The organism is Rhodococcus sp. WB9 (genome assembly GCF_007558985.1).
Taxonomy (GTDB): Bacteria; Actinomycetota; Actinomycetes; order Mycobacteriales; family Mycobacteriaceae; genus Rhodococcus_F; species Rhodococcus_F opacus.
In genome coordinates this window covers 6,073,432-6,097,884 of record NZ_CP041769.1, presented here as the reverse complement: position 1 = coordinate 6,097,884, position 24,453 = coordinate 6,073,432, and the positions used below count along the sequence as shown (strand labels likewise).

Annotated in this window: 30 protein-coding genes; 23 read left to right on the top strand and 7 right to left on the bottom strand. The window is 68.0% G+C overall.

Translation table 11 applies throughout. From position 1 onward, the window contains the following. Positions 1 to 59: 59 nt before the first annotated feature. The 5 genes from FND50_RS28480 (at position 60) to FND50_RS28460 (ending at position 4,382) form a co-directional block, all read left to right on the top strand. Positions 60 to 1,625 (top strand): bifunctional uroporphyrinogen-III C-methyltransferase/uroporphyrinogen-III synthase, encoded by a 1,566-nt coding sequence (locus FND50_RS28480; RefSeq protein WP_144287916.1) that lies wholly within the window; start codon positions 60 to 62, stop codon positions 1,623 to 1,625. A 78-nt stretch (positions 1,626 to 1,703) separates the two neighbouring features. Continuing rightward, positions 1,704 to 2,678 carry a porphobilinogen synthase gene (gene hemB / locus FND50_RS28475; RefSeq protein ID WP_144289183.1) on the top strand — a complete coding sequence of 325 codons (975 nt, stop codon included), beginning with the start codon at positions 1,704 to 1,706 and terminating at the stop codon, positions 2,676 to 2,678. 28 nt (positions 2,679 to 2,706) lie between these two features. Further along, positions 2,707 to 3,312 carry a hypothetical protein gene (locus tag FND50_RS28470; RefSeq protein WP_039952859.1) on the top strand — a complete coding sequence of 202 codons (606 nt, stop codon included), beginning with the start codon at positions 2,707 to 2,709 and terminating at the stop codon, positions 3,310 to 3,312. Positions 3,313 to 3,567: 255 nt separating this feature from the next. Next, positions 3,568 to 4,050, top strand: coding sequence for a hypothetical protein (locus FND50_RS28465; protein WP_054247687.1), 483 nt, complete (start codon positions 3,568 to 3,570; stop codon positions 4,048 to 4,050). After that, positions 4,047 to 4,382 (top strand): hypothetical protein, encoded by a 336-nt coding sequence (locus tag FND50_RS28460; protein ID WP_005258361.1) that lies wholly within the window; start codon positions 4,047 to 4,049, stop codon positions 4,380 to 4,382. Before FND50_RS28465 ends, FND50_RS28460 begins: the two co-directional genes overlap by 4 nt. Here the strand turns inward: FND50_RS28460 and FND50_RS28455 are convergent. After that, the gene (locus FND50_RS28455) at positions 4,314 to 6,260 is read right to left on the bottom strand and encodes an acyl-CoA dehydrogenase (RefSeq protein WP_144287915.1); all 1,947 of its coding nucleotides are present in this window, start codon (positions 6,258 to 6,260) and stop codon (positions 4,314 to 4,316) included. The two genes, FND50_RS28460 and FND50_RS28455, sit on opposite strands and share 69 nt — an antisense overlap. Positions 6,261 to 6,416: 156 nt before the next feature. On the opposite strand from FND50_RS28455, the gene FND50_RS28450 reads away from it, so the two are divergent. Then, positions 6,417 to 6,752 (top strand): DUF3099 domain-containing protein, encoded by a 336-nt coding sequence (locus FND50_RS28450; RefSeq protein WP_037204287.1) that lies wholly within the window; start codon positions 6,417 to 6,419, stop codon positions 6,750 to 6,752. Positions 6,753 to 6,770: 18 nt separating this feature from the next. Here the strand turns inward: FND50_RS28450 and FND50_RS28445 are convergent, their stop codons facing one another. Then, positions 6,771 to 7,274 (bottom strand): DUF427 domain-containing protein, encoded by a 504-nt coding sequence (locus tag FND50_RS28445; protein WP_005566486.1) that lies wholly within the window; start codon positions 7,272 to 7,274, stop codon positions 6,771 to 6,773. Next, entirely contained in the window at positions 7,271 to 8,125 is an 855-nt protein-coding gene (locus FND50_RS28440; protein WP_144287914.1) for an alpha/beta fold hydrolase, read from the bottom strand. Before FND50_RS28440 ends, FND50_RS28445 begins: the two co-directional genes overlap by 4 nt. A gap of 76 nt (positions 8,126 to 8,201) precedes the next feature. Here FND50_RS28440 and FND50_RS28435 point away from each other — a divergent pair, with 76 nt between their 5' ends. Then, a complete protein-coding gene (locus FND50_RS28435) occupies positions 8,202 to 8,660 on the top strand; it encodes a MarR family winged helix-turn-helix transcriptional regulator (RefSeq protein WP_206031912.1) in 459 nt (152 codons plus the stop codon). On the opposite strand, the gene FND50_RS28430 is transcribed toward FND50_RS28435, so the two are convergent. Further along, positions 8,620 to 9,135, bottom strand: a complete 516-nt coding sequence (locus FND50_RS28430; RefSeq protein ID WP_144287913.1) for an Lrp/AsnC family transcriptional regulator — start codon at positions 9,133 to 9,135, stop codon at positions 8,620 to 8,622. The genes FND50_RS28435 and FND50_RS28430 overlap by 41 nt on opposite strands. A 115-nt stretch (positions 9,136 to 9,250) precedes the next feature. Here FND50_RS28430 and hppD point away from each other — a divergent pair, with 115 nt between their 5' ends. From hppD to FND50_RS28380, 10 genes are all read left to right on the top strand, one after another. After that, the gene (gene hppD, locus FND50_RS28425) at positions 9,251 to 10,459 is read left to right on the top strand and encodes a 4-hydroxyphenylpyruvate dioxygenase (protein WP_144287912.1); all 1,209 of its coding nucleotides are present in this window, start codon (positions 9,251 to 9,253) and stop codon (positions 10,457 to 10,459) included. 33 nt (positions 10,460 to 10,492) lie between these two features. After that, positions 10,493 to 11,257 (top strand): SDR family NAD(P)-dependent oxidoreductase, encoded by a 765-nt coding sequence (locus FND50_RS28420; protein ID WP_144287911.1) that lies wholly within the window; start codon positions 10,493 to 10,495, stop codon positions 11,255 to 11,257. Next, entirely contained in the window at positions 11,254 to 11,766 is a 513-nt protein-coding gene (locus tag FND50_RS28415; protein ID WP_144287910.1) for a VOC family protein, read from the top strand. The genes FND50_RS28420 and FND50_RS28415 overlap by 4 nt, the downstream gene beginning before the upstream one ends. Positions 11,767 to 11,827: 61 nt before the next feature. Beyond that, positions 11,828 to 13,153, top strand: coding sequence for a glutamate-1-semialdehyde 2,1-aminomutase (gene hemL, locus FND50_RS28410; protein WP_144287909.1), 1,326 nt, complete (start codon positions 11,828 to 11,830; stop codon positions 13,151 to 13,153). 79 nt (positions 13,154 to 13,232) lie between these two features. Then, the gene (locus tag FND50_RS28405; RefSeq protein ID WP_005566498.1) at positions 13,233 to 13,892 is read left to right on the top strand and encodes a histidine phosphatase family protein; all 660 of its coding nucleotides are present in this window, start codon (positions 13,233 to 13,235) and stop codon (positions 13,890 to 13,892) included. Beyond that, positions 13,889 to 14,488: a TlpA disulfide reductase family protein gene (locus tag FND50_RS28400; protein WP_144287908.1), complete on the top strand. Its 600-nt coding sequence runs from the start codon at positions 13,889 to 13,891 to the stop codon at positions 14,486 to 14,488. The genes FND50_RS28405 and FND50_RS28400 overlap by 4 nt, the downstream gene beginning before the upstream one ends. Further along, positions 14,485 to 15,315, top strand: coding sequence for a cytochrome c biogenesis CcdA family protein (locus tag FND50_RS28395; RefSeq protein ID WP_005252012.1), 831 nt, complete (start codon positions 14,485 to 14,487; stop codon positions 15,313 to 15,315). The genes FND50_RS28400 and FND50_RS28395 overlap by 4 nt, the downstream gene beginning before the upstream one ends. Further along, complete coding sequence (locus FND50_RS28390) at positions 15,312 to 16,976, top strand: cytochrome c biogenesis protein ResB (RefSeq protein ID WP_144287907.1); 1,665 nt, start codon at positions 15,312 to 15,314, stop codon at positions 16,974 to 16,976. Before FND50_RS28395 ends, FND50_RS28390 begins: the two co-directional genes overlap by 4 nt. After that, positions 16,973 to 17,950 (top strand): c-type cytochrome biogenesis protein CcsB, encoded by a 978-nt coding sequence (gene ccsB / locus FND50_RS28385; RefSeq protein ID WP_005566502.1) that lies wholly within the window; start codon positions 16,973 to 16,975, stop codon positions 17,948 to 17,950. Before FND50_RS28390 ends, ccsB begins: the two co-directional genes overlap by 4 nt. 94 nt (positions 17,951 to 18,044) lie before the next feature. After that, entirely contained in the window at positions 18,045 to 19,349 is a 1,305-nt protein-coding gene (locus tag FND50_RS28380) for a MinD/ParA family protein (RefSeq protein ID WP_144287906.1), read from the top strand. 47 nt (positions 19,350 to 19,396) lie between these two features. Here FND50_RS28380 and FND50_RS28375 read toward each other — a convergent pair whose 3' ends face one another. Next, positions 19,397 to 19,600 (bottom strand): hypothetical protein, encoded by a 204-nt coding sequence (locus FND50_RS28375; protein WP_037233412.1) that lies wholly within the window; start codon positions 19,598 to 19,600, stop codon positions 19,397 to 19,399. Positions 19,601 to 19,735: 135 nt separating this feature from the next. Continuing rightward, positions 19,736 to 19,963, bottom strand: coding sequence for a BldC family transcriptional regulator (locus FND50_RS28370; RefSeq protein WP_005252019.1), 228 nt, complete (start codon positions 19,961 to 19,963; stop codon positions 19,736 to 19,738). Positions 19,964 to 20,150: 187 nt separating this feature from the next. On the opposite strand from FND50_RS28370, the gene FND50_RS28365 reads away from it, so the two are divergent. Both FND50_RS28365 and FND50_RS28360 read left to right on the top strand, forming a co-directional pair. Further along, on the top strand, positions 20,151 to 20,528 hold the full coding sequence (locus tag FND50_RS28365) for a DUF4229 domain-containing protein (protein ID WP_005252020.1): 378 nt from the start codon (positions 20,151 to 20,153) through the stop codon (positions 20,526 to 20,528). Then, the gene (locus FND50_RS28360) at positions 20,525 to 21,634 is read left to right on the top strand and encodes a PLP-dependent cysteine synthase family protein (protein ID WP_144287905.1); all 1,110 of its coding nucleotides are present in this window, start codon (positions 20,525 to 20,527) and stop codon (positions 21,632 to 21,634) included. The genes FND50_RS28365 and FND50_RS28360 overlap by 4 nt, the downstream gene beginning before the upstream one ends. Here the strand turns inward: FND50_RS28360 and FND50_RS28355 are convergent. Next, positions 21,622 to 22,167, bottom strand: a complete 546-nt coding sequence (locus FND50_RS28355) for a GNAT family N-acetyltransferase (RefSeq protein ID WP_005258327.1) — start codon at positions 22,165 to 22,167, stop codon at positions 21,622 to 21,624. The genes FND50_RS28360 and FND50_RS28355 overlap by 13 nt on opposite strands. 127 nt (positions 22,168 to 22,294) lie before the next feature. Between FND50_RS28355 and FND50_RS28350 the strand changes: the two genes are divergently transcribed. The 4 genes from FND50_RS28350 to FND50_RS28335 all read left to right on the top strand — a co-directional run bounded on the left by FND50_RS28350 (position 22,295) and on the right by FND50_RS28335 (position 24,341). After that, positions 22,295 to 23,047 carry a 1-acyl-sn-glycerol-3-phosphate acyltransferase gene (locus FND50_RS28350; protein WP_144287904.1) on the top strand — a complete coding sequence of 251 codons (753 nt, stop codon included), beginning with the start codon at positions 22,295 to 22,297 and terminating at the stop codon, positions 23,045 to 23,047. A gap of 64 nt (positions 23,048 to 23,111) precedes the next feature. After that, positions 23,112 to 23,327, top strand: a complete 216-nt coding sequence (locus FND50_RS28345; RefSeq protein WP_005258323.1) for a hypothetical protein — start codon at positions 23,112 to 23,114, stop codon at positions 23,325 to 23,327. A gap of 6 nt (positions 23,328 to 23,333) precedes the next feature. Then, positions 23,334 to 23,900, top strand: coding sequence for a Clp protease N-terminal domain-containing protein (locus FND50_RS28340; RefSeq protein WP_144287903.1), 567 nt, complete (start codon positions 23,334 to 23,336; stop codon positions 23,898 to 23,900). Positions 23,901 to 23,960: 60 nt separating this feature from the next. After that, a complete protein-coding gene (locus FND50_RS28335; RefSeq protein WP_144287902.1) occupies positions 23,961 to 24,341 on the top strand; it encodes a phage holin family protein in 381 nt (126 codons plus the stop codon). The last annotated feature ends 112 nt before the right edge of the window (positions 24,342 to 24,453 follow it).

Genomic DNA, 24,453 nt, shown 5'->3' with positions numbered 1-24,453 from the left:
GATCGGCCGATCCGCTTCCTGTACCCATCTCGACACATGATCGCACTGGAGAATTACCGATGAGCCGAGTCCGTAAGAACACCCCCGGACGAATCCTGTTCGTGGGATCCGGACCGGGCGATCCGGCACTGCTCACCGTGCACGCACGGGACGTCCTTGCCGCAGCGACCCTCGCCTTCACCGACCCCGACGTCGACAAGGGCGTCACGGTCCTGGTGGGCACCGACCTGGGCGTCGACGCCGAGACCGGTGAGCCGCTCGCTGAGGTCCGTCCCGCACTGGGTGAGCCGGCGGAGGTCGCGAAGACCCTCGTCCACGAGGCGAAGAACGGCCACGACGTCGTGCGGCTGGTGTCCGGCGACCCGCTGACCACCGACTCCGTGATCGCCGAGGTCACCGCCGTCGCCCGCACCCAGGTGCAGTTCGAGGTCCTGCCGGGCCTGCCGTCCGCGTCCGCCGTCCCGTCCTACGCCGGTATGGCACTGGGGTCGGGACACACCGAGGCCGACGTCCGCGGCGAGGTCGACTGGGCCGCCCTGGCCGCCGCACCCGGACCGCTGGTCCTGCATGCCACGTCGGGTCATCTCGCCGAGACGGCGAGCGCCCTCGTCGAGCACGGCCTGGCTCCGCAGACCCCGGCCGCCATCACGGTCCGCGGCACCACCCGCCAGCAGCGCACCGTGGAGGCAACCCTCGCGACGCTGAACGAGGCCGGTTCCGAACTGGTCGGTTCGCTGGTCGTGACGATCGGCAAGGTCGTCGCCCAGCGCAACAAGATGTCCTGGTGGGAGTCGCGCGCACTGTACGGCTGGAAGGTCCTGGTGCCGCGCACCAAGGATCAGGCAGGCGAAATGAGCGACCGCCTCGTCACGCACGGCGCCATTCCGATCGAGGTGCCCACCATCGCCGTCGAGCCGCCCCGCAGCCCGGCGCAGATGGAACGGTCCGTGAAGGGCCTCGTCGACGGCCGGTACCAGTGGGTGGTCTTCACGTCCACCAACGCGGTGCGTGCGGTGTGGGAGAAGTTCGAGGAGTTCGGGCTCGACGCCCGCGCGTTCTCCGGCGTCAAGATCGCCTGCATCGGTGAGGCCACGGCCGCCAAGGTGCGCTCGTTCGGAATCAACCCCGAACTCGTGCCCTCCGGCGAGCAGTCGAGCGAAGGCCTGCTGGCCGAATTCGCCCCGTACGACGACGTGTTCGACCCGGTCAACCGGGTTCTGCTGCCCCGCGCCGACATCGCCACCGAGACGCTGGCCGAGGGCCTGCGCGAACGAGGCTGGGAAATCGACGACGTCACCGCCTACCGCACCGTCCGGGCTGCGCCGCCGCCGGCCGAGACCCGCGAGATGATCAAGACCGGTGGGTTCGACGCCGTCTGCTTCACCTCGTCCTCGACGGTGCGCAACCTCGTCGGCATCGCCGGAAAGCCGCACGCGCGCACCCTCGTTGCCTGCATCGGTCCGAAGACCGCCGAGACGGCCATCGAGTTCGGCCTGCGCGTGGACGTGCAGCCGGAGACCGCTCAGGTCGGCCCGCTGGTGGAGGCTCTCGCCGAGCACGCCGCGCGCCTGCGTGCCGAGGGCGCACTGCCCCCGCCGCGCAAGAAGTCCCGCGCTCGGCGATAGGCGCTACGCGCCTGTGCGCCTTTTTGGTTATTCCCACTACCAAAAAGGCGCACGGGCCCGACGAAGGAGGGCATGTCCTTGTTCCCGACCCACCGACCGCGACGGCTTCGCCGGACACCGGCCCTGCGTCGTCTCGTCGCCGAGACTTCGCTCGAGCCACGGCATCTCGTGTTGCCGATGTTCGTCGCGGACGGTATCGACGAGCCTCGTGAGATCTCGTCGATGCCCGGCGTCTTCCAGCACACACCCGACTCGCTGCGGCGGGCGGCGACGGAAGCGGTCGAGGCGGGACTCGGTGGACTCATGCTCTTCGGGGTGCCGCGTCCCGACGACAAGGACGCCGAGGGTTCCAGTGCATCCGATCCGGACGGCATCCTGAACCGCGGATTGCGCTGGCTCGCAGACGAAGTCGGCGATGCGACGGTGGTCATGGCTGACACCTGCCTGGACGAGTTCACCGACCACGGTCACTGCGGTGTTCTCGACGCGAGCGGTGCGGTGGACAACGACCTCACACTGCAGCGGTACGTCGACATGGCGGTCGCGCAGGCCGAGGCCGGCGCGCATCTGCTCGGTCCGAGCGGAATGATGGACGGCCAGGTCGCCGCCATCCGCAAGGCACTCGACGACGCGGGCTACGCCGACGTCGGTCAACTCGCGTACTCGGCGAAGTACGCATCGGCGTTCTACGGCCCGTTCCGTGAGGCCGTCGGTTCGTCGTTGCAGGGTGATCGCCGCACCTACCAACAGGATTCGGCCAATCGCCGGGAATCGCTGCGCGAGGTCGACCTCGACATCGACGAGGGCGCCGACATGGTGATGGTGAAGCCGGCGATGTCCTACCTGGACGTCCTGCGCGAGACGGCGGACCGCTCGCCCGTCCCCGTTGCGGCGTATCAGATCTCGGGCGAGTACTCCATGATCACGGCCGCCGCACAGAACGGCTGGATCGACCGGGACGCCGCGATCCTCGAATCGCTGACCAGTATCCGCCGCGCAGGCGCGGACGTCGTGCTGACGTACTGGGCGACCGAAGCGGCCGGCTGGTTGTGATCGTTTCGTCGGCGGATACGGTAGTGCCATGACCCAGCAGTGGCCACCGACACCGCCGCATCAGGCACCGCACCAGCAGGGCCCGTCTCCGCACAATTTGCCGTACCCCCCGCCGGTGCCGCAGCCGAAGCCGGAACGTCCGGCACCGGTCGACGTGGGCACCGCGGCGCAGCTGCTGTGGGCGGTGGCCGGGCTCGGTCTGATCCAGGCGCTGGCCGCGATGGTTCTCGTGGTGGGGGAGAAGTCGACGTTCGTCGACGAACTGATGAACAACCCCAGCGTTACGTCCGGCGAGGTCGACATGAGCCGCGACAGCGTGGAGTCGCTGTTCTACGTGGGTATCGGATTCACGGTCGTCCTCATCCTGATCCTCACCGGGCTGTTCCTCCTGTTCGTGCGTTTCATGCGTAAGGGCCGGAACTGGGCCCGGATGCTGCTCACCATCGCGTGCGTGATGATGGTGGTGTGGACCGTCCCGGTGCTCTTCGGCATCGGATCCGACGGGAGCGGCACCGCGCTCGCTCTGGGCGGCGTGCAGATTCTCCAGGCCGTGGTGGCCGTCGGCGCCGTCGTGCTGATGCACCGCAAGGATTCCAACAGCTACTTCCTGAGGTTGCCCCCCTCCGCCGAGTAGCTTCGATTTGCTCGTGAAATATAAAGATGTACCGTGAAGTACGTCACAAGGGCAGACCGCAGACTTCATTTCGACCGAAGGACTTTTCTCCATGCGCGCTGACGATCGAGCACACGGGTCTCGCAAGGAAGCACTGATGTTCGCCCTCATCGTGGCCTTCGTACTGCTGACCCTGTTGCTCGTCGTGATCCCGGGCGCCCTCTCCTGACGTGCCTCACGTTTTCCTCGCGGGCCACGATGTCGCAGGATGAGCGTGTGAGCGAACCAGCCGTCTTGTTCAGTGAGCCCGGCGCCCGCTGGCGGATGGTGGCGTTCGGTCCGGTGTTCTGCCTGATCGCATTGATCATCGAACTGCTCACCGGCCCGGTGGTGCACTGGTTCGCGCTGCCGCTGTTCGCGGTGCTGCTCAGCGGGTTCGTCTACGTGCAGGTGGTGGCCGCGCGCAGGCATGCCAGCGTCGAACTCACGACGTCGTCGTTGCGGCAGGGCACCGAAGACCTGCCGATCACCGAGATCGTGAAGATCATGCCCCCGGCCGACCCGGAGTCGTACGAGCAGCAGCCGTGGGAAACCGCCCGGAGTCTGGGAGAGCTGTCCGCAGTTCCCCGCCGGCGGACGGGCATCGGGCTGCGACTGCGGGACGGTGCCCTGGTGCAGGCGTGGGCCAAAGACGACGTGGCACTGCGCGCGCAGCTCGAATCGCTGCTCGCGAAATCGGCGGGCGGGTCGGCGGAATGAACCGCCGGACCGTGGTGGTGGCAGCGGAGTGGATCGGCGCCGTAGCCGGTGTCGTCGCCGCAGTGTGGTGTTGGAACCACGCCCAGGTCACCTCGGAGTTCGGTCCCGTGGCGCCGGGTGCACCCTCCTTCGAGGGAACCGAGTATTCGGGGTCGTGGATCGCCGTCGCCGCCGGACTGCTGACGGTCGCGGGGTTGCTGGTGATCGACTCGGTGCGCCGGTTCCGGTCCGGCCCGGCGGGCGAACCCGCCGAGCCGTCCTCGTCACCGGAAGATCTGGGTCTTGCGGACGGTGTCGGTCCCGGGACCGTCGAGCATCGCGGAGCCGAGTAGCGCCTCGGGAACCCCGAGTCCCTCGATCAACGTCTGCGCGTGCGGCCGCAGCGACCGGCAACGTTCGTTGATTCCCCGCTGCACCGCCTTCGACCGCTCCACCGACAGCTGCCGGTGCTCCATGAACCACGCCTTGTCCTCCTCGATCACGCTCAGCGCGTAGAGGTCGCAGACATCGCTCAGCAGGTCGCGGGCGTCGTCGTCCTCGCATTCGTCGATGCCGGCGACGAACGCCTCGAGCACGACCCGGTCGATGTGCGCCTGCGCAGCGTGCAGCACGTGATCCTGCACGAAATTGAAGGCGTCGAACGGGTTCTCCTCGCGCTTCTGCGCACCCTGGAGGCGACGGGCGGCGGTCGAGAGCAGGTACTGCTCGCGGTCCTCGAACATCGTCAGCTGGGTGCCGCGGTTGAAGAGGCTGCCGTCTTCCTCGTTGTCCTGCCTCGTGTCGAGGATCGTCTGGATGATCTGCTGCGCGGCGGTGCGCTTCTTGACGACGTCGGAAACCGTGGTGGCCGCGAAGCGCATCCATTCGACGGGGCTCATGCCGCGCACCTCGTCCGCGTAGGACGTGAGCAGTTCCTTGGCAACCAGCTGCGTCAGGACGTGGTTGTCGCCCTCGAACGTCGTGAACACATCGGTGTCCGCCTTGAGCGCCGTGAGACGGTTCTCGGCCATGTACCCGGCGCCGCCACACGCTTCACGGGCTTCCTGGATCGCACGGGTGGCGTGCCAGGTGTTCGCGACCTTGAGCCCGGCGGCGCGGCCCTCGAGCTCACGTTGTTCCTGGGGGTCGGCGTCGGCACTGCTCTGGATCTCGTGCATCTTGGCGACGAGCTCGTTCTGGGCGAATTGCAGCGCGTAGGAGCGTGCGATCAGCGGGAACAGCCTGCGCTGGTGGACGAGGTAGTCCATGAGGAGCACCTCGTCCTCGGCCTGCGGCGCATTGAACTGTCTGCGCTGCAACGCATATCGGGTAGCGATCGACAATGCGACGCGGGCGGCGGCGCCGGCGGAACCGCCCACCGTGACACGTCCCCGCACGAGAGTGCCCACCATGGTGAAGAATCGGCGGTTCGCGTTGTCGATCGGCGAGGTGTACGTGCCGTCGGGTTCCACGTCCGCGTACTTGTTGAGTAGGTTCTCCCGCGGAATTCTGACCTGGTCGAACGTGATTCGGCCGTTGTCGACACCGGGAAGCCCACCCTTGTAGCCACAGTCCGACGTGTGGACGCCGGGGAGGTCGTTGCCGTCCTCGTCCCGGATCGGCACCACGAAGCAGTGCACGCCCTGCGACTCGCCGCCCGTGATCAACTGCGCGAACACGGCCGCCATCGTCGCGTGCTGCGCCGCCCCGCCGATGTAGTCCTTGCGTGAGGACGGCGTGGGGGAGTGGATGACGAATTCGCCCGCGGCCGCGTCGTACGTGGCGGTCGTCTCGAGCGCCTGTACGTCGCTGCCGTGACCCGTCTCGGTCATCGCGAAACAACCCAGCAAATCCAGGTCGACGAGACGCTTCACGTACGCCTCGTGGTGGCGCGCGGTGCCGAGGTTCTCGATCGCGCCGCCGAACAGTCCCCACTGCACGCCGGCCTTGACCATCAGGGACAGGTCCGACATCGCGAGCATCTCGATGCTCGTGACTGCGGCTCCGGCGTCACCGGTGCCGCCGTGGTCTTTCGCGAATCCGTCGGCGGCGTAGCCGTTGCTCGCCAGCAGACGTAACTGCGCCAGCGTCTTGGCGCGGGCCTCGTCGAGGTCGGGGGTGTAGTGCGGTGCGAAGTCGGGGGAGCCGGACAGTTCCGCCCTGACATGCTCGCGTACCTCCCGCCAGCGTCCGTCGAGTGTGCTTCTCAGGTGGTCAGCTGTGGTGGCCATGACTCGACAGTAGCCGTCGCCGTGAGGCGCGTGATGTAGGTCGAGGAACGGATGGGGATCGTGGCCGCGGCTCTACGCATCTACGATCCCGTTCTTCCGGCCGACCGGGGCACCGGCGATGGGTGTTGTGCTCTGCACTGTCCGGGGTATTCCGGTATGGTGAACTTTTCCCGCGCACTACGGTCCGCCGTCACGGGTCCGACCTTCCGGTGGACCTCCGCACCGAGTGGCACCGCCCGCCACCCGGTCAGCATCACCACGGCATCGGTGTCACTCGAGCAACAGCATCGGGTCCGGGTGCGCAAGTACGTGATCGTGTCGTCGTTGAGGATCCTCGCGTTCGTGCTGTCGGCGGTGGTCTACGGCCTCTCCGGCAACCCGTGGGTGGCTGTGGCGATCATCGGTGCGTCCCTTCCCTTGCCGTGGATCGTTGCCCTGATCGTCGACGACCTGCCGCCGTGGGAGAAGGACGAGTCCCACGGTAGTGGGTGAGGCGTCTGACCAGGACGATCACCAGAAGCGACTCCCGGGCACACCCTTGAACGGGCCCACCACTCGATCGGTGATCCACCCGCCGTAGAAGCCCCCCGTCTGGGGCCGAACCCGCTCGCCGTCGACGAAACAGCCGTCCATCGATCCCGGCATGACCGCAACGTGCCCGACGAGAGATTCGTACCCGGCGACCGGCCGGGGATAGTGCCACGCCGCACGCTCGGCGACGTGTCCGCCCGCGACGACGTCGAAATAATCCGCTCGCCCCTTCCACTCGCACACCGTGCTCCCGGCAACCGGATGCAAGACCCCCTCGGCGAAACACGTGCGCGGCAGGTAGTACGTCGGCGGGTGGCTCGTCTCGAGCAGACGCAGCGGGTTGCGCGTGCGTGCGACGAGTTGCCCGCCGAACCGCACCTCCACCAACTCGCCGCTCGGCTGGACCACGGGTGGCCGCGGGTAGTCCCACACCGATTCCTGTCCCGGACCGACGGGGTCCGGGATCGGGTGGCCGCTCGTCATGCCGAGGTGCTGATCATCGCGAGGTATCCCACGGGGTCGCGCCAGAAGGCGGTGATCAGGTCGGCGAGTGCGGCCGGGTCGGCGATCAGGGGTGTGATGTGGCCGGCGCCGTCCACCGTGGTGGCCGCGGCGTGCGGCATCGTCGCCGCGGCGGCCCGTGCCTGCTGGAGGGAGATCATCGTGTCTGCGCGGGGGACGACCATCAGCGTCGGCGCCCCGATCAGCGGGAGGAGAGGGTCGAGGCCCTTGCGGTGCAGCATGATCGACTGCATCGCCTGGTGCATGCCGCGTCGCGGAGCCTGCCGGAAGCTGCGGGAGACGGCCTGAAACTGTTGCGGGTGCGTTCGTGAAAGCTCCTTGCCGAGAAGGACGTTCATCACCGCGGTGGTGAGCGGTGGAATCGGTCCGGCGATGCGGTAGGCCCACACCATCGGCACGATCCTGGCGCGTTCCCTGCGGCTGAGGGCCTGGGTCGGTGTCCCGATGGTGACCACGGTGCGGCACCGGTCGGGAGTGTCGGCGGCCGCGACGAGTCCGATGTGTCCACCCCAGGCGTTTCCCACCCAGTCGGCGGGCTCGGTGACGTCGAGCGCGTCGAGGACGGCGATTGCCGCCGTAGCGCACTCGTCCATCGTGAACCGCCGCTGTACGGCTGTGCTGGCCCCGTGGCCGGGTCCGTCGATCGAGATCAACTGCCGGTGCGCGACCAGATGGCTGCGCAGGGGCGCCCACGTCGTCGAGTCGACGAAAAGGCTGTGCCACAGCACGGTCGGCGGCCCGCTGCCGGTGACGTGGACGGCGAGGTTCCCGACGCTCGTCGGGACGGTTCGGGTGATCGATTGTGTGTCCATGGGATGCCCCAGGTGCGTGATGTCGAGTATTGATTCGGAAACCGAAACTTCGGTAACCGTAGTATTCTCCTGTGTCATGGAACGGTCAAGAGGTCTGCCGTCCGATCGGCCGGCGGTGGGGCAGCTGCTGGTTCGTTTGCTGCACGAGTTCCGCCGGGAGTTGAGCGAGCCCATGGCGGAACGCGGTTACGGCGACATCCGCCCGCCGCATCTACAGATCTTCGGCAACATCGGCTGGGAGGGCCGGCGATTGACGGAGATCGCCTCCCGTGCCGAACTGAGTCTGTCCGCCGCGTCCGAACTGATCAACGATCTCGAGGACCTCGGGTACGTCGAGCGGATTCCGGACACGCGGGACCGGCGGGCGAAACTGGTCGTCCCGACCGCGCGGGGACGGCAGGCGCTGCAGGACGCCGCGGTGCGGGTCGCCGAGATCGAGCACCATTGGGGCGGCATCGTCGGCCACGACCGGTTCGACGACGCCTGCTCCGTGCTCAGTTCTCTGCTGGACGAGTTGAGTCCCGAGGACCGCTGACGGTTGGCGGCGGGGCCGCGGCGCGGACGAGTTGGTCGTGGCGCAGGGCGATCTGGGTTTGTGTCGCGATGACGGTCGACGAGCGTAATACGTTGTGCCCGTCGACGATCGAGTTGATCACCCGCTGCAGGTCCGCGTGGGTACGCGCCACCACGCGGACCAGGACGTCGCCGGCCCCGGTGATCGTGTGCGCCTCGAGCACTTCGGGGATGGCGGTCAGGTGCTCGACGACCCCGGCGTGCCCGTTGCCCTGGGCGATCTCGAGGGTGGCGAACGCGACCACCGGAAACCCCAAGGCCTCCGGGTCGAGGGTCGGTGCCGAACTAGTGATCACACCGGTACGTTCGAGCCGGTCGAGTCGCGCCTGGACGGTGCCGCGCGCCACTCCCAGGCGTCTCGACGCCTCGAGCACCCCGACCTTCGGCTCGGCGTGGAGCAGGTCGAGCAGTGCCGCGTCGAGTCGATCGATACTCATGGCGTCCCTGGTCAATATGTAGGGTCAAACCGTATTTTCATCCAGCATCCTGTACAGATTGAGCAGCGTCAAGGGGTACCGTTGCGCAGTGATGTGTGCTGGATCACAGTGAGATATGACTATCGCCGACATTCGCCTGACGCCCCGCGAGGTGGCCGCACATTTGGAGACCGACGAGCTCCGGCAGTTGGTCGGTCTCGTCGAACACGACGACGCGTCGGATCCGTTTCCCGTGGTCGCGATGGATGCCGTGGTGTTCGCGTGCGGCAACGCGACGCAGAGCATGCAGTACTTCGTCTCCACGTGGGGCATGACCCTCGTCGCCTACGCCGGGCCGGAGACCGGTCAGCGCTCGCACAAGTCGTTCGTCCTCGAGTCCGGGTCGGCACGGTTCGTGCTGCACGGCGCCGTCGATCCGACGAGCCCGCTCGCGGACCATCACCGGGCCCACGGCGACGGCGTGGTGGACCTGGCCATGGAAGTTCTCGACGTCGACCGCTGCATCGCGCACGCACGCTCGCAGGGCGCGATCATTCTCGAGGACCCGCGCGACGTCACGGATCAGTTCGGCACCGTGCGGCTCGCGGCGATCGCCACGTATGGCAGCACCCGGCACACCATCGTCGACCGCAGCCGGTACGACGGCCCGTATCTGCCCGGATTCGTCGCGCGCTCCAGCGGTTTCGCGGCGCGACCGGGTAAGCCCGAGCGGTTGTTCCAGGCGCTCGACCACGCCGTCGGCAACGTCGAAATGGGCCGGATGGATCACTGGGTGCGGTTCTACAACCGGGTCATGGGGTTCACGAACATGGCCGAATTCGTCGGCGACGACATCGCCACGGAGTATTCGGCGCTGATGTCGAAGGTCGTGGCGAACGGCAATCACCGGGTGAAGTTCCCGCTCAACGAACCTGCGGTGGGAAAGAAGAAGTCGCAGATCGACGAATATCTCGAGTTCTACGGTGAGCCGGGCTGCCAGCACCTGGCCCTCGCGACCGGAGACATCCTCGCGACAGTGGACGCGCTGCGCGCCGAGGGCGTCGAATTCCTGAAGACACCCGACGCGTATTACGAGGACCCGCAGCTGCGTGCCCGGATCGGCACGGTGCGGGTGCCGGTGGAGGAACTGCAGAAGCGCGGAATCCTCGTCGACCGCGACGAGGACGGATACCTCCTGCAGATCTTCACCACACCGCTCGGCGACCGGCCGACCATCTTCTTCGAGCTGATCGAACGGCACGGTTCGCTCGGGTTCGGGGCGGGCAACTTCCAGGCCCTGTTCGAATCCATCGAGCGTGAGCAGGCGGCCCGCGGCAATCTGTGAACCTCCGATCGGCACGCAGTGCATCATCGACTGATGGAGGACACGGATCGGGGAACGTTCGCAGGGAAGGTCGCTCTCGTCACCGGGGCGTCCTCGGGGCTCGGGCACGCCGTGGCCCGGCTCCTCACCGACCGGGGAGCCCGCGTGTTCGGGGTCGCGCGGGACGGGGATGCGCTGCGGCAGGCCATGATCGGGATCGCCGGACGGGAGGCCGCGGGGCACTGTGCACCGGCGGACGTCGCCTCGCCGGAAGCGTGCACTGCGGCCGTGGCAGCCTGCGTCGCCGGGCTCGGCGGTGTCGACGTCCTGATCAACGTCGCCGGTTCGCACACCCTCCGGCACACCGCGGACGTCACGGACGAAGACTGGGCGCGCGACCTCGCCGTGAACCTGAACGGGCCGTTCTACCTGTCGCGGGCAGCGCTGCCGCACCTGCTCGAACGCGCAGGCAACATCGTCAACGTCGCATCCGTCGCCGGACTGCAGGGGCAGGCGTACTCGGCCGGCTACTGCGCGGCCAAGCACGGACTGGTGGGACTCACCCGCGCGATGGCACTCGAATTCACCGGCACGCCGCTGCGGATAAACGCCGTCTGCCCGGGCGGGATGATGACGCCGCAGGTCACGAACTTCGCGTTCCCCGACGGTGTCGATTTCGAGCTCGTCATGAAGTCGGCCTCCCCGAGAGGGCTGATGGAACCCGAGGACGTGGCGAAGACGGTGGCCTTCCTCGCATCCGACGACGCCTCCGCCATCCACGGAGCCGTGTACTCGGTGGACAACGGGAAGATGGCATGAGTCTCGTCCACGGCCCGATCTTCCAGATCTGCTGGGTCGTCGACGACATCGAGTCGGCGGAGCGGTACTTCACCGAACAGCTGGGCGTCGCGCGATGGCTGCGGCTCCCGGACGTGCACTTCGGACCCGAGCACTGCACCTACCGCGGGCAGCCCGCCGACTACGTGGTCCACGTGTCGCTCGGATACGAGGGCGGACAGCAGCTCGAACTGATCCAACCGGTGTCGGGACGCAACCTCTACACGGAACAGCTGGAGACCAGCGGTCCCGGCGTCCATCACGTGGCCTGGGTTCCCGACGACTTCGAGGCCACCCTCGCCGAGGCCGGACGCCGGGGACTGTCGGTGGTGCAGCGCGGCCGGTTCGAGGGCGTCGGGATGGAGTTCGCGTACCTCGAGGGCGGACCGCTCGGCGGCTACGTGGAACTGATGAAGCTGTCCGAGGAGATGCGGGCGATGTTCGCCTCGCTCGTCCCGGAAGCGCCCGGCGCGACGGATCGGGCGGAGTGATCCTGGCCACCCACTACACCCTGTCGTTGGCAAATTCGACAGAACTGGGACACTGGAGGCCGTGACTGTTTCCTCCGGTGACCCCGACGTGCACGCATCCCGCTCCGCCCAGCTCTTCGAGAGGGCTGATCTGGTCATTCCCGGCGGCGTCAACTCCCCGGTGCGGGCCTTCCACTCGGTCGGCGGCACCCCCCGGTTCATCAGGGAAGCGTCCGGCTACACACTCACCGACGTCGACGGCAACGACTACGTCGACCTCATCTGCTCCTGGGGTCCGATGATCCTCGGGCACGCGCACCCCGCCGTCGTCGAGGCCGTGCAGAAGGCGGCCGCCACCGGCCTGTCGTTCGGCGCGCCCACCGAGGGCGAGATCGAACTGGCCGAGGAGATCGTGGCCCGCGTCGCGCCGGTGGAGAAGGTGCGCCTGGTCAACTCCGGCACCGAAGCCACCATGAGCGCCGTCCGCCTCGCCCGCGGTTTCACCGGCCGAACCAAGGTCCTCAAGTTCTCCGGCTGCTACCACGGACACGTCGACGCGCTGCTGGCCGACGCCGGCTCGGGGCTCGCCACGTTCGGCCTCCCGACGTCGCCCGGCGTGACGGGCGCGCAGGCCGAGGACACCATCGTCGTTCCCTACAACGACCTCGACGCCGTCGCCCAGGCCTTCGCCGCGAACGAGGGCGAGATCGCGTGCGTCATCACCGAAGCCGCCGCAGGCAACATGGGCGCAGTGGCGCCGCAGCCCGGATTCAACGAGGGCCTGCGGAAGCTGACCAGCGACAACGGCGCGCTGCTCATCATGGACGAGGTGATGACCGGATTCCGGGTCAGCTCCGCCGGTTGGTACGGCCTCGACGGCGTCGCGGGTGACCTGTACACGTTCGGCAAGGTGATGAGCGGTGGTCTGCCCGCCGCCGCATTCGGTGGTCGCGCCGACGTCATGGCCCATCTCGCGCCGGCCGGTCCCGTCTACCAGGCAGGCACCCTGTCCGGGAACCCCGTCGCCGTCGCGGCCGGGCTCGCCAGCCTCCGCGCCGCGGACCAGGGCGTGTACGACGCCCTCGAGCGCAACAGCGCCACCCTCGGAACCCTGCTGTCCGACGCGCTGACCGCCGCGAGCGTGCCGCACCGGGTGCAGACCGCCGGAACGATGCTCAGCGTGTTCTTCAGCGAAGACCCGGTGACCAACTACGCCGAGGCCAAGGCCGCCCAGACCTGGCGTTTCCCCGCGTTCTTCCACGGACTGCTCTCACGCGGGGTGTACCCGCCGCCGAGCGCGTTCGAGGCATGGTTCGTCTCCGCCGCCATGGACGACAGAGCCTTCTCGATCATCGCCGACGCCCTGCCGCACGCCGCGAAGGCCGCCGCCGCGGCCGTCCAGCCCTGACGTGTCCTCCCCCCTCGCGGCCGGCAGCCTTGCCGCCGACACCCACCCGCCCTCCCGTCCCGACCCGAGGAATCGCAACGTGACCGAAGCCGATCATCCCGACCACACACAGACCCGCACCATCGTGCACGTGCTCCGGCACGGCGAGGTGCACAACCCGCGAGGAATCCTCTACGGCAGGCTCCCCGGGTTCCGGCTGTCGGTGACGGGTGAGGCGCAGGCCCGCGCGGTGGCGTCGGTGCTGGCCAAGCACGACATCACGCACGTGGTGTCCTCGCCGCTGCAGCGGGCGCAGGAGACGGCGGTTCCGATCGCCGACGCGCACGGCGTCGAGATTGCGACCGACGAGAACCTCATCGAGGCGGGCAACGAATTCGAGGGCCTCAAGGTGTCCGTCGGCGACGGTGCGCTGTCCCGTCCCCGGCACTGGTGGAAACTGCGCGACCCGTTCACACCGTCGTGGGGCGAGCCGTACCTGCAGATCGCGCACCGCATGCTGGCCGCCGTCAACAGCGCCCGCGTGTCGGCGGTGGGCCACGAGGCCGTCGTCGTCAGCCACCAACTCCCCGTCTGGACTCTCCGCCGATTCCTTCAGGGTGAGCGGCTGTGGCACGACCCGCGGCATCGTCAGTGCGGTCTCGCGTCGCTGACCTCCCTCGTCTACGAGGGCGACACCCTCATCGACATCGTGTACTCGGAGCCCGCGGGCGCATCGGATCCGAGGGTGACCGGGGCATGAGTCGGGGGCGCTTCGCCGGGCTTCTCGCGGTGATCTGTACGGCCGCGGTGTCGCTGTCGGCGTGTGCGTCCGGCGACGACGCCGTGGCCCAGGGCGGCACGTTCGACTTCGTGTCGCCGGGCGGGCAGACGGAGATCTTCTACGACCCGCCTGCCGACCGCGGCACCATCGGCACGGTGTCCGGACCCGATCTGATGACCGAGGGCAAGACCACCTCGCTCGACGATTTCGAGGGGCAGGTCGTGGTCCTCAACGTGTGGGGGCAGTGGTGCGGCCCGTGCCGGGGTGAGGCCAACGACCTCGAGCAGGTGTACGAGGAGACCAAGGATCAGGGAGTGTCGTTCCTCGGGATCAACGTGCGGGACAACCAGCAGGACAAGGCGCAGGACTTCGTGATCGACAACAAGGTGTCGTATCCGTCGATCTACGACCCCGCCATGCGGACGATGATCGCGCTGGGACAGAACTACCCCACGAGCGTCATCCCCACCACGATCGTGCTCGACCGGGACCACCGCGTGGCCGCGGTGTTCCTGAAGGAACTGCTCGCCGAGGACCTGAAGCCGGTGGTCGAACGGGCGGCGCAGGAATCGTGAGCACCAGCACCACCCTTCTCGCCGGCGGCGTCGGCGACGCCTTCCAGTCCACCGCGGCATCCGGACCGCTGCTGCTCGCGCTCGGCGCGTGCGTCCTCGCCGGTCTGGTGTCGTTCGCGTCGCCGTGCGTCGTGCCCCTCGTTCCCGGATACCTGTCCTACCTCGCGGGTGTGGTCGGCGCGGACGCCCCGGCCGTCACCGCGGAGGAGGCGGCCACCCGCACGAAGACGGTCGCCGACGGTCGGCTGCGGGTCGCGGGCGCCGCGGCCCTGTTCGTCGCCGGTTTCACCGTGGTGTTCGTGCTGGCCACCGCGTCCGTGTTCGGCGCCATCTCGGCGCTCGCGATCAACCGCGACATCCTGATGCGGGTCGGCGGGGTGGTCACCATCGCCATGGGCCTGGTGTTCATCGGCCTGATCCCGGCCCTGCAGCGCGACACGAGGCTCGAGCCGCGCCGCATCTCCAGCCTCGCCGGGGCCCCGCTGCTCGGTGCCGTGTTCGCGCTGGGCTGGACCCCGTGCCTCGGCCCCACCCTGGCGGGTGTCATCTCCCTGGCCGCAGGCACCGACGGTGCCACCGCCGCCCGCGGAGTGGCCCTGATCGTCGCGTACTGCCTCGGCCTCGGGTTGCCGTTCGTGATCCTGGCGCTCGGCTCGTCCCGGGCGCTGCGCGGTGTCGGCTGGCTGCGCCGCAACGCGCGCACCATTCAAATCTTCGGCGGAATCATGCTGGTGGCCGTGGGCGTCGCCCTCGTCACCGGCGCGTGGGACCAGTTCGTCGGCTGGGTTCGCGACGCCTTTATCTCGGAAGTGACCCTCCCTATATGAGCGACACCCAGATTTCCGAGGCCCCGGAAGCCGCACCGGTGCCCCGTCAATCGCTGCCGGGCCGCGCGTTCGCGGTCGTCCGCAACACCTGGCGTGGCCTCACGTCCATGCGCACGGCGCTGGTGCTGCTGTTCCTGCTCGCCCTCGCGGCCATTCCCGGCGCGCTGCTCCCGCAGCGCAGCCTCAACGCGGGCAAGGTCGACGAGTACATCTCGAACCGGCCGACCCTCGGTCCGTGGATGGACAAGCTCGAGCTGTTCGACGTGTTCGGCAGCTTCTGGTTCACCGCGATCTACGTCCTGCTCTTCATCTCCCTCGTCGGCTGCATCCTGCCGCGTTGCGTCGACCACGCCAAGGCGCTGCGCACCCGTCCGGTGCCTGCCCCGCGGAACCTCGCGCGACTGCCGCACCACCACGAGGACCGCGTCGGCGAGACGCCGGAGGAACTCGCCGCCCGCATCCGCACCCACCTGAAGGGGTGGCGGGTCGAGACCCGCGCGGGAGGGGAACGCACAACGCACGACGGCGAGATCACCATCTCCGCGGAGAAGGGCTACTTCCGCGAGCTCGGCAACCTGGTCTTCCACCTGTCGCTCGTGGCGCTGCTCGTCGCGATCGCCGTCGGCAAGCTGTTCGGCTACGAGGGCAACGTCATCGTGGTCGCCAACAACGGTCCCGGCTTCTGCACCACGTCGCCCGCGGTCTTCGACTCGTTCAAGGCGGGCAACACGCAGGACGGCACCGGCATGACGCCGCTGTGCGTCAAGGTCAAGGACTTCGCCGCCGACTACCTCGACAGCGGTCAGGCCGAGATGTTCACGTCCAACATCGCCTACCAGGCCGGTGACGACCTCGAGACGAACACGTGGCGGGACGGACAGTTGCAGGTCAACCACCCGCTGCGCGTCGAGGGCGACCGCGTCTACCTGCAGGGGCACGGGTACGCGCCGACGTTCACCGTCACGTTCCCGAACGGGGAAACCCGCACCGAGACACTGCAGTGGCGTCCCGACGACGCGACGACGTTCCTCAGCAGCGGTGCGATGCGGTTCGACCCGCCCGGCGGCATGTACACCGACACCGACGAGCGCCGGAAGAATCAGATCGCGATCGAGGGACTGTTCGCCCCGACCGCGCTGTTGCACGGCAATCTGCTGGCGTCGAGCTACCCGGCCATGAACGACCCGGCCGTCGCCATCGACATCTACAAGGGCGACACCGGCCTCGACACGGGCAATCCGCAGTCGCTGTTCTCGCTCAACACCGAATTGATCAACCAGGGCCGGCTCGTGAAGCAGGACCGGGTGAATCTGAAACCGGGGGAGAGTTCGACGCTGGCCGACGGCACCCAGGTGCGGTTCGACGGTGCCGTGGACTTCGTGAACCTGCAGGTGTCGCACGACCCGGCGCAGCAGTGGGTGCTGGTGTCGGCGCTGACGATGATGGCCGGACTGCTCGTCTCGCTGCTGGTCAAGCGTCGCCGCGTGTGGGCCCGCATCTACCCCGCGGACGCTTCCGATCTTGACCCACGACGTACTGTAGTAGAGCTTGGTGGACTCGCCCGGACCGATCAGGCCGGCTGGGGCGACGAGTTCGGCCGACTCTGCACCCGTCTGCTCACGGACGACACGAAGCCTGACGCGCAGGAGAGCCAACGATGACGACCAACGAGACACTGGCGCAGTACAGCGACTGGGCCTTCCGATCTGCCTTCACCGTCCTGGTGCTGGCACTCGTGCTGCTCATCGTGCAGTACGCGTCCACCCGGGCGCAGGCGGTGCAGGACCGGGAACTCGTGTCGGCAGGCTCCGGTGCACGCTCGGCCGACGCGCCCTCGGTGCCCGGTCGACTGGTCGAGCAGCCGAAGAAACCCATGTCCGAGCGCTTCGGCGGCATGGGCGCGGCCGTGCTCGTCGTCGGCACGGTGCTGATCTTCGCGTCGATCGTGCTGCGCGGATTCGCGACCGAGCGGTTCCCGCTCGGCAACATGTACGAGTTCGTCACGATGGCCTGCGCGGCGGCACTCGTCGTCGGTCTCGCGCTCCTGTCGAAGCCGGCGTACCGGTCGATGTGGGTGTTCCTGCTCGTCCCCGTCCTGATCCTGATGTTCCTCGCCGCCACCGTGCTGTACGCGGACGCGGCACCCGTGGTGCCCGCACTGCGGTCGTACTGGCTGCCCATCCACGTCACCATCGTGAGCGTCGGTTCCGGTGTGTTCCTGGTGTCGGGCATCGCGAGCCTGCTGTTCCTGCTGCGCATGCGGTACCCGCGCGGCGAGGAGGGCACGGGCGTGTTCGCGCGGATCGCGGAGCGGCTGCCCGACGCGCAGACCCTGGACCGGCTGGCGTACAAGACCACCATCATCGGGTTCCCGCTGTTCGGCGCGGGCGTCATCCTCGGCGCCATCTGGGCCGAGGCCGCCTGGGGCCGATTCTGGGGCTGGGACCCCAAGGAGACGGTGTCGTTCATCGCCTGGGTGATCTACGCCGCCTACCTCCACGCCCGTGCGACGTCGGGATGGCGTGACACCAAGGCCGCATGGATCAACGTGGCGGGCTTCGTCGCGATGCTGTTCAACCTGTTCATCATCAACATGGTGGTGTCGGGATTGCACTCGTACGCGGGCCTCAACTGACGGTAGTCACCGACTGATATCCTTCCGCCGCGACGTCTCCGACCGGTGTGATCCGGTGGGGACGATGGAGACTTCACGAGGGGGATGTTGAGCCATGTCCGAAAACAACGCCGGCATGTGGGAGCCGGTACGGCCTGCATCGAATCCGCCCGGGGACGACCACGCATCGGCCGCCGCGTGGAACGCCGCGCGGCAGGCCCCGTACGTTCAGCCGCAGGGTCCCAACCCGTTCGCGCAGCCCGGTGCCCAGGCGCCCTCCGCCGCACCCACGCGGCCGCAGACCCAGGCCCCGGCCGCCGCACCCGTCCCGCAGCAGGCCCCGGCCCCGCAACAGGCCCCGGCCCCGCAGCAGACTCCCGCGCAGGGAACGTTCACGCCGCCGCAGCGGGCACCGGCCCAGAACGCACCCCAGCAACTCCGCCCGCACAACACGAATGCCGATCAGCAGTACGCGGTGTCGGCGCGTGACCTGTCGACGTCGCTGCTCCTCAAGCAGGTCAAGCCGGCCCCCACCACGGGATTTCGCAAGGCGCTGTACCAACTGTCCGGCCGCTACATCAACGTCGGCAACAGCGCGAAGGAACAGCGCCGGATCGAGCTGACCAAGCAGGTCAACCAGCCGCTGCAGGGCTGCTACAAGATCGCGCTGCTGAGCCTCAAGGGCGGAGTGGGCAAGACCACCACCACCGCGACCCTCGGCTCCACGTTCGCGTCACTGCGCGGCGACCGCGTCATCGCCGTCGACGCCAACCCCGACCGGGGCACGCTCAGTCAGAAGATTCCCCTCGAGACGCCGGCCACGGTGCGCAATCTCCTGCGCGACGAGCAGAGCATCGAAAAATACAGCGACGTCCGCAGTTACACGTCGCAGAGCCGGCACCGGCTCGAGGTGCTCGCGTCCGACAGCGACCCGGCGGTGTCGGAGGCGTTCAGCGCGGACGACTACTCGCGGACCATCACGATGCTCGAGAAGTTCTACAGCATCGTCCTCACCGACTGCGGCACCGGACTGATGCATTCCGCCATGCAGACCATCCTCGAAGAGGCCGACGCGCTCGTGGTGGTCAGCTCGGGGTCCGTCGACGGCGCCCGCAGCGCCTCCGCGACCCTCGACTGGCTCGACGCCCACGGATACCGCGAACTGGTGTCCCGGTCGGTGGCCGTCGTCAACGCAGTCCGCCCGCGGTCGGGCAAGGTGGATCTACCGAAGGTCGTCGAGCACTTCGAGCAGCGGTGCCGCCTGGTCCGGCTGATTCCGTTCGATCCGCACCTCGAAGAGGGCGCCGAGATCGAACTCGAGCGGCTGCGTCCCAAGACGCGCAACGCTCTTCTCGAACTGGCCGCCGCGGTGGCGTCGGACTTCCCGGCGTCCAGTTTCGCGCTACAGGATCGTCGCTGAGGCAATGAGATCGAGGGTGCCGGATCGACCGGCACCCCGGCTTCGGCTCACCCGGCGGGGTCCGCCGGACCGGTATCGGGTTCGTCGGACTTCTTCCGACGGGTCTCCCGATCGACCTTCCAGAGGAAATCCGGATCGTCGTCGGGTCCCTGCACCCGATTGCTGAGCACGGGCCTGGTGTTCGGGCCGAACGCCTTCCAGAGCAGGACCGCCACTGTCACGAGCCCGATGAGTGCCAACAGATAGATCACCGCACACCTCCTTACACCGCTCGAGGGTAGCCGGTATCCCTGAGCGTAGCCGCGTCGGCGGCAGAGGGCACCTACCCGGTCGCAGGGCGTCCGGGTAGTGCGGTCGCGGTCAGCTCTACGGCTGCCCGCCCAATATCAGGGTCGGCCCGCCTCCGTCGTCAGGGAGCGGAGCAGCTGCATGACCTCGGCCTCGCGGAAGCGGCGGTGCCCGCCGGGGGTGCGCAGCGATCCGAGCCGGCCCGCGTGCGCCCATCGCGTCACGGTCTTCGGGTCGACATGGAACAGGGCAGCCACCTGGCCCGGGGTCATGAGGGCTTCGTTGGATCCGCTGAATCCGGGTCCGTTGTAGGTGGGTGCGCTCATCGACGGTCCTCCACTGCTTTCGACTGGTCTGTGCTGAAGCCGGCCGCTGTTGCGACTGATCTCGGCCATCGTGACATCTGGCCCCCCGGGTACTCGAACGATCTAATGTTGGTAAAGGGGAGGTAATAGACAAATCGGATAAGTCGGACGTGTGGGGGGCGGGCTCGGCGATGGGTAACCTGGGAGCGTGAGTGAGTCATCCGAGAAGCCAGAAGACCAGGTCGAGCGCCCCGTCGCAGCCGATTCGAGCGCACCGGCGAAGCAGGACGGGCGGGTGACCAAGGGGCAGCTGGCGCGCGACGTCGCGATCTATTCGATCGCCCGGCTGCTGCTGGTCGTCGTCATCGGCGCCATCATCCTCGGGGTGGCTGCACTAGTCGGAGTCGCCGTTCCGCTGCTCGTCGCCGCCATCTTCGCGGTCCTCATCGCACTCCCGCTGTCGCTGCTGCTGTTCGCGAAACTCCGCCGGCGGGTCAACGAGGGGATCGCCGCGTTCGACGCGCAGCGTCGCGCCGACCAGGCCGACCTGCGTGCCAGGCTCCGCGGTGAGGGCACGTCCCGGTGACGGACGGCGACTGCGTCGTCATCGACCGGAGCCTTCCGCGTGACTGGGTGGACAACGCCGTCCGTCTCATCGACGCCGACGCGCAGCGGAGCGCCGACACGCACCTGCTGCGGTACCCGTTGCCCGTCGAATGGGGAGTGCAGCTCTACCTGAAGGACGAGTCGACCCACATCACGGGCAGCCTCAAGCATCGGCTGGCCCGATCGCTGTTCCTCTACGCGATCTGCAACGGATGGATCACCGAGGGGACGACGGTCATCGAGGCGTCCTCGGGGTCCACCGCCGTCAGCGAGGCGTACTTCGCGAAGATGCTCGGCCTCGACTTCGTGGCCGTCATGCCGCGCAGCACGAGCGGCGCGAAGATCGCCCTCATCGAGGCGCAGGGCGGTCGCTGCCACTTCATCGACCGGCCGCCGGAGATCTACAGCGAGGCCCGACGGCTCGCCGCGGAGACGGGCGGTCACTTCATGGACCAGTTCACGCACGCGGAGCGGGCCACCGACTGGCGGGGCAACAACAACATCGCCGAGTCGATCTACCACCAGATGATTCGTGAAGAGCACCCGGTGCCGGAGTGGCTCGTCATGAGCGCCGGCACCGGCGGCACCAGCGCGACGCTGGGCCGGTACATCCGCTACCGCAGGCACGCGACCCGGCTGCTCGTGGTGGATCCGGAGAACTCGGCGTTCTTCGGCGGCTACGACACCAACTCCTGTGACTACGCGACGGGGATGCCCTCGCGCATCGAGGGCATCGGCAGGCCGCGGGTGGAGCCGTCGTTCGTCGGGCAGGTCATCGACCGGATGATGCGGGTGCCCGACGCCGCGTCCATCGCGACGGCTCGCCATGCCAGTTCGGTGCTGGGTCGCCGGGTCGGCGGTTCCACGGGCACGAACCTGTGGGGTGCGTTCACCGTCGTCGCGGAGATGCTCGCGGCCGGACGGTCCGGCAGTGTGGTCACGATCCTGTGCGACGGCGGCGAACGCTACGCGGACACCTACTTCGACGACGACTGGGTGGCCGGGGAGGGTATCGACCTCACCGGTCCGACCGCGGTGCTCGACCGCTTCGCGGCGACCGGGGAGTGGCCCGGTCAGCCCGGCTGAGGCGCGGTCGCGCCGGTGCGCACCGGCGCCGTCACCGGGCGGGACATCGTGACCCTCGGCCACGCGGCGAGGCCGTGCCGGGCCTCGTCGGCGCGGATGCGTGACAGGCCCGGGGTCAGGGCGTCCTCCGGCAGGGGGCGGAAACCCAGCCGCTCGTAGTAGGGCGCGTTCCACGGGACGTCGACGAACGTGGTGAGGGTGAGGGCGGGCAGCCCGCGGACCGCCGCCCACGACGAGATCTCGTCGAGGAGCAGGGCGCCGAGGCCCTGGCGGGCGTGGCCGGGGTGGACCGACACCTGCTCGATGTGGGCGGCCCCGTCGACCACGGCGACGAGTGCGTATGCGACCGGGGCATCGTCTGCGTCGACCGCGACCCAAATGCATTCCAGCTGGAGGTATTCGGTCAACTCGTCGAGTGTGAACGGGGGATCGTCGGCGACAGCGTCCATTCCGATGTCACGAAACGGCGCACCCGCCGCGATTTCGATGTCTTGCAGGACGGGCAGGTCGGTGGAAATGGCCGGGCGGATCACAGGTCTTTTGTACCCGAAATCGTGCTGTTCGCACAGTTTCCCTGCACTTTCCCAAAACTTACTCCACCGTAGGCTACGCAACCGTAGGTTGGTACCCTGGCGATAGGACGACGGAGCGGGGACGAGCATGGACAAGCCCGAGGTAACTCTCGAGAACTTCGAAGCGGTGTACGCGTACTACCGCGACCATCAGCAGAATCGGATGCTCGCCAAGCTGGCGTACGCGTCGCTGTATGCGAAATACCGGCCGCGGGTCGTGTACGCGGACGACGCGAAGGCGCAGCTGGCGGGGCTCGTGAAGTCCGGCAGGGTGCTGATCGTCGCCGCCAATCACATCACCCACAGCGACCAGTACACGCTTGCGGCCACGGCCTGGAACACGCCGCTGCGCCGCGCGATCGGACGCACCCGGGTGCTCGCCAAGGACGAATTGTTCGTCGACCCCGACCTGCACCAGAAGGTCGACATGATGGGCGGCATCCCGGTGTTCCGCAGCAAGAACTACGGTCTCCGGGCGGTCGCCGACGCGGGCCGCCTCATGATGGACATCTCCGCCGAACGGCTCTGTCGCGGTGACAACCTGGCGATCTTCCCCGAGGGCACGTGCAACGAGGACGACCCGACCCGCCTGCAGCACATCAACAGCGGCATCGGTCACATCGCGAAACGTGCGGCGGATCGCGGAGTCTCACCCGTGCTGCTGTCCATCGGCATCAGTTACGGGCCGGACGCCCACGGGCCCGACCCCGAGAGCGTGAAGTCGGCCAGCGTCTTCGTCGGGGAACCGCTGTTCGACCTCCCGGCGAAGCCGATGGACATCGCCCACGTCGTGCAGAAGGAACTGCAGATCGCGGTCGACGGGGCGGTCGCCGCGTACTGACGGCCGCCGCGAGATCTGTCAAGGAGGGTTGACACCCGGTCGGTGTCAACCTAAATTGACATGAATGACCGAAGCAACCACGCTCGCCGCAGCGGCGGGCAGCCCAGACCCCGCCGAGGGGTTGCGGGCCGTGCGTGCGCTGCGGCGTCTCCTCGAACGGCTCGAGGCCATCCAGGTCGCCAACGCCCGCGCCCAGGGCTGGTCCTGGCAGGCGATCGCCGATTCCCTCGAGGTGAGCAGGCAGGCCGTCCATCAGAAGCACAACCGGAGAGGGAGGTAACGGCGCATGTTCGAACGATTCTCGACGGACGCCCGGGCCGTGGTGATCGGCGCGCAACAGGAAGCGCGCGCACTGAAGTCGCCCCAGATCGGCCCCGAACACCTCGTACTCGCGCTGCTGTCCGTGAAAACCGAACCCGTCCACGGCATCCTCGCCGACGCCGGCATCGAGGAGGAGAAGTCGCGATCGACCGTCGCGACCCGCGGCACGGCCTTGAGCGACGCCGATGCGGAAGCGCTCGAATCGATCGGGATCGACCTCGACGCGGTGCGGCAGAGCCTCGAGCAGAATTTCGGCAAGGGCGTCCTCGATCCCGAAGAGCCGGCGGAGAAGCGCGGGTGGTTCGGCCGGAAGTCGGGGCACATCGGGTTCACCCGCGACGCGAAGAAGGCGATCGAACTGTCACTGCGGGAGGCACTGGCGCGCAAGGACGATCACATCGGCGCCGAGCACATCTTCCTCGGAGTGCTGAGAGTGGCCGACGGTACGACACGGGAGATTCTCGAGGTCCAGGTCGGTGTCGGCGAACTCCGCCGTCGCGTGCACGCGGCACTCGACGACCGCGCGGCCTGACCCTCCCGGTCCCGGGTTATCCGGTTCCCGTTTGTCCGAACGATGTGCCAGCATGCACCCATGACCTTCTTGGTACGCCTCGTCATCAACGCGATCGCGATCTGGCTGGCGGCAGCCTGGGTGTCGGGCATCGACATCTCCAGTTCGGGCAACGGAACCGGATGGGACATCGTGGTGCTGCTCGGCATCGCGGCGGTGTTCACCCTCGTCAACATCTTCGTCAAACCACTGGTGAAGCTGCTGTCGCTGCCGTTGCTGATCCTGACGCTCGGCCTGTTCACCCTGGTGATCAATGCCCTGATGCTGCTGCTCACCGCATGGCTGAGCTCCCAGACCGATTACGGCCTGACCGTCGACGGCTTCTGGACCGCCGTGTGGGGAGGCCTGATCATCTCGATCGTCAACTTCATCCTCGGCATCGTCCTCCCGGACGGCGACTGACCCGGCGGCCGCTCAGCCCAAATTCACCGATCGACTGATGTGCCGGTGCTGAGTTTCGTTGTGCGGTAGCGAGTAGGTTACGGGCGTGGGTGATCGTCCGACCTGTGGGTCG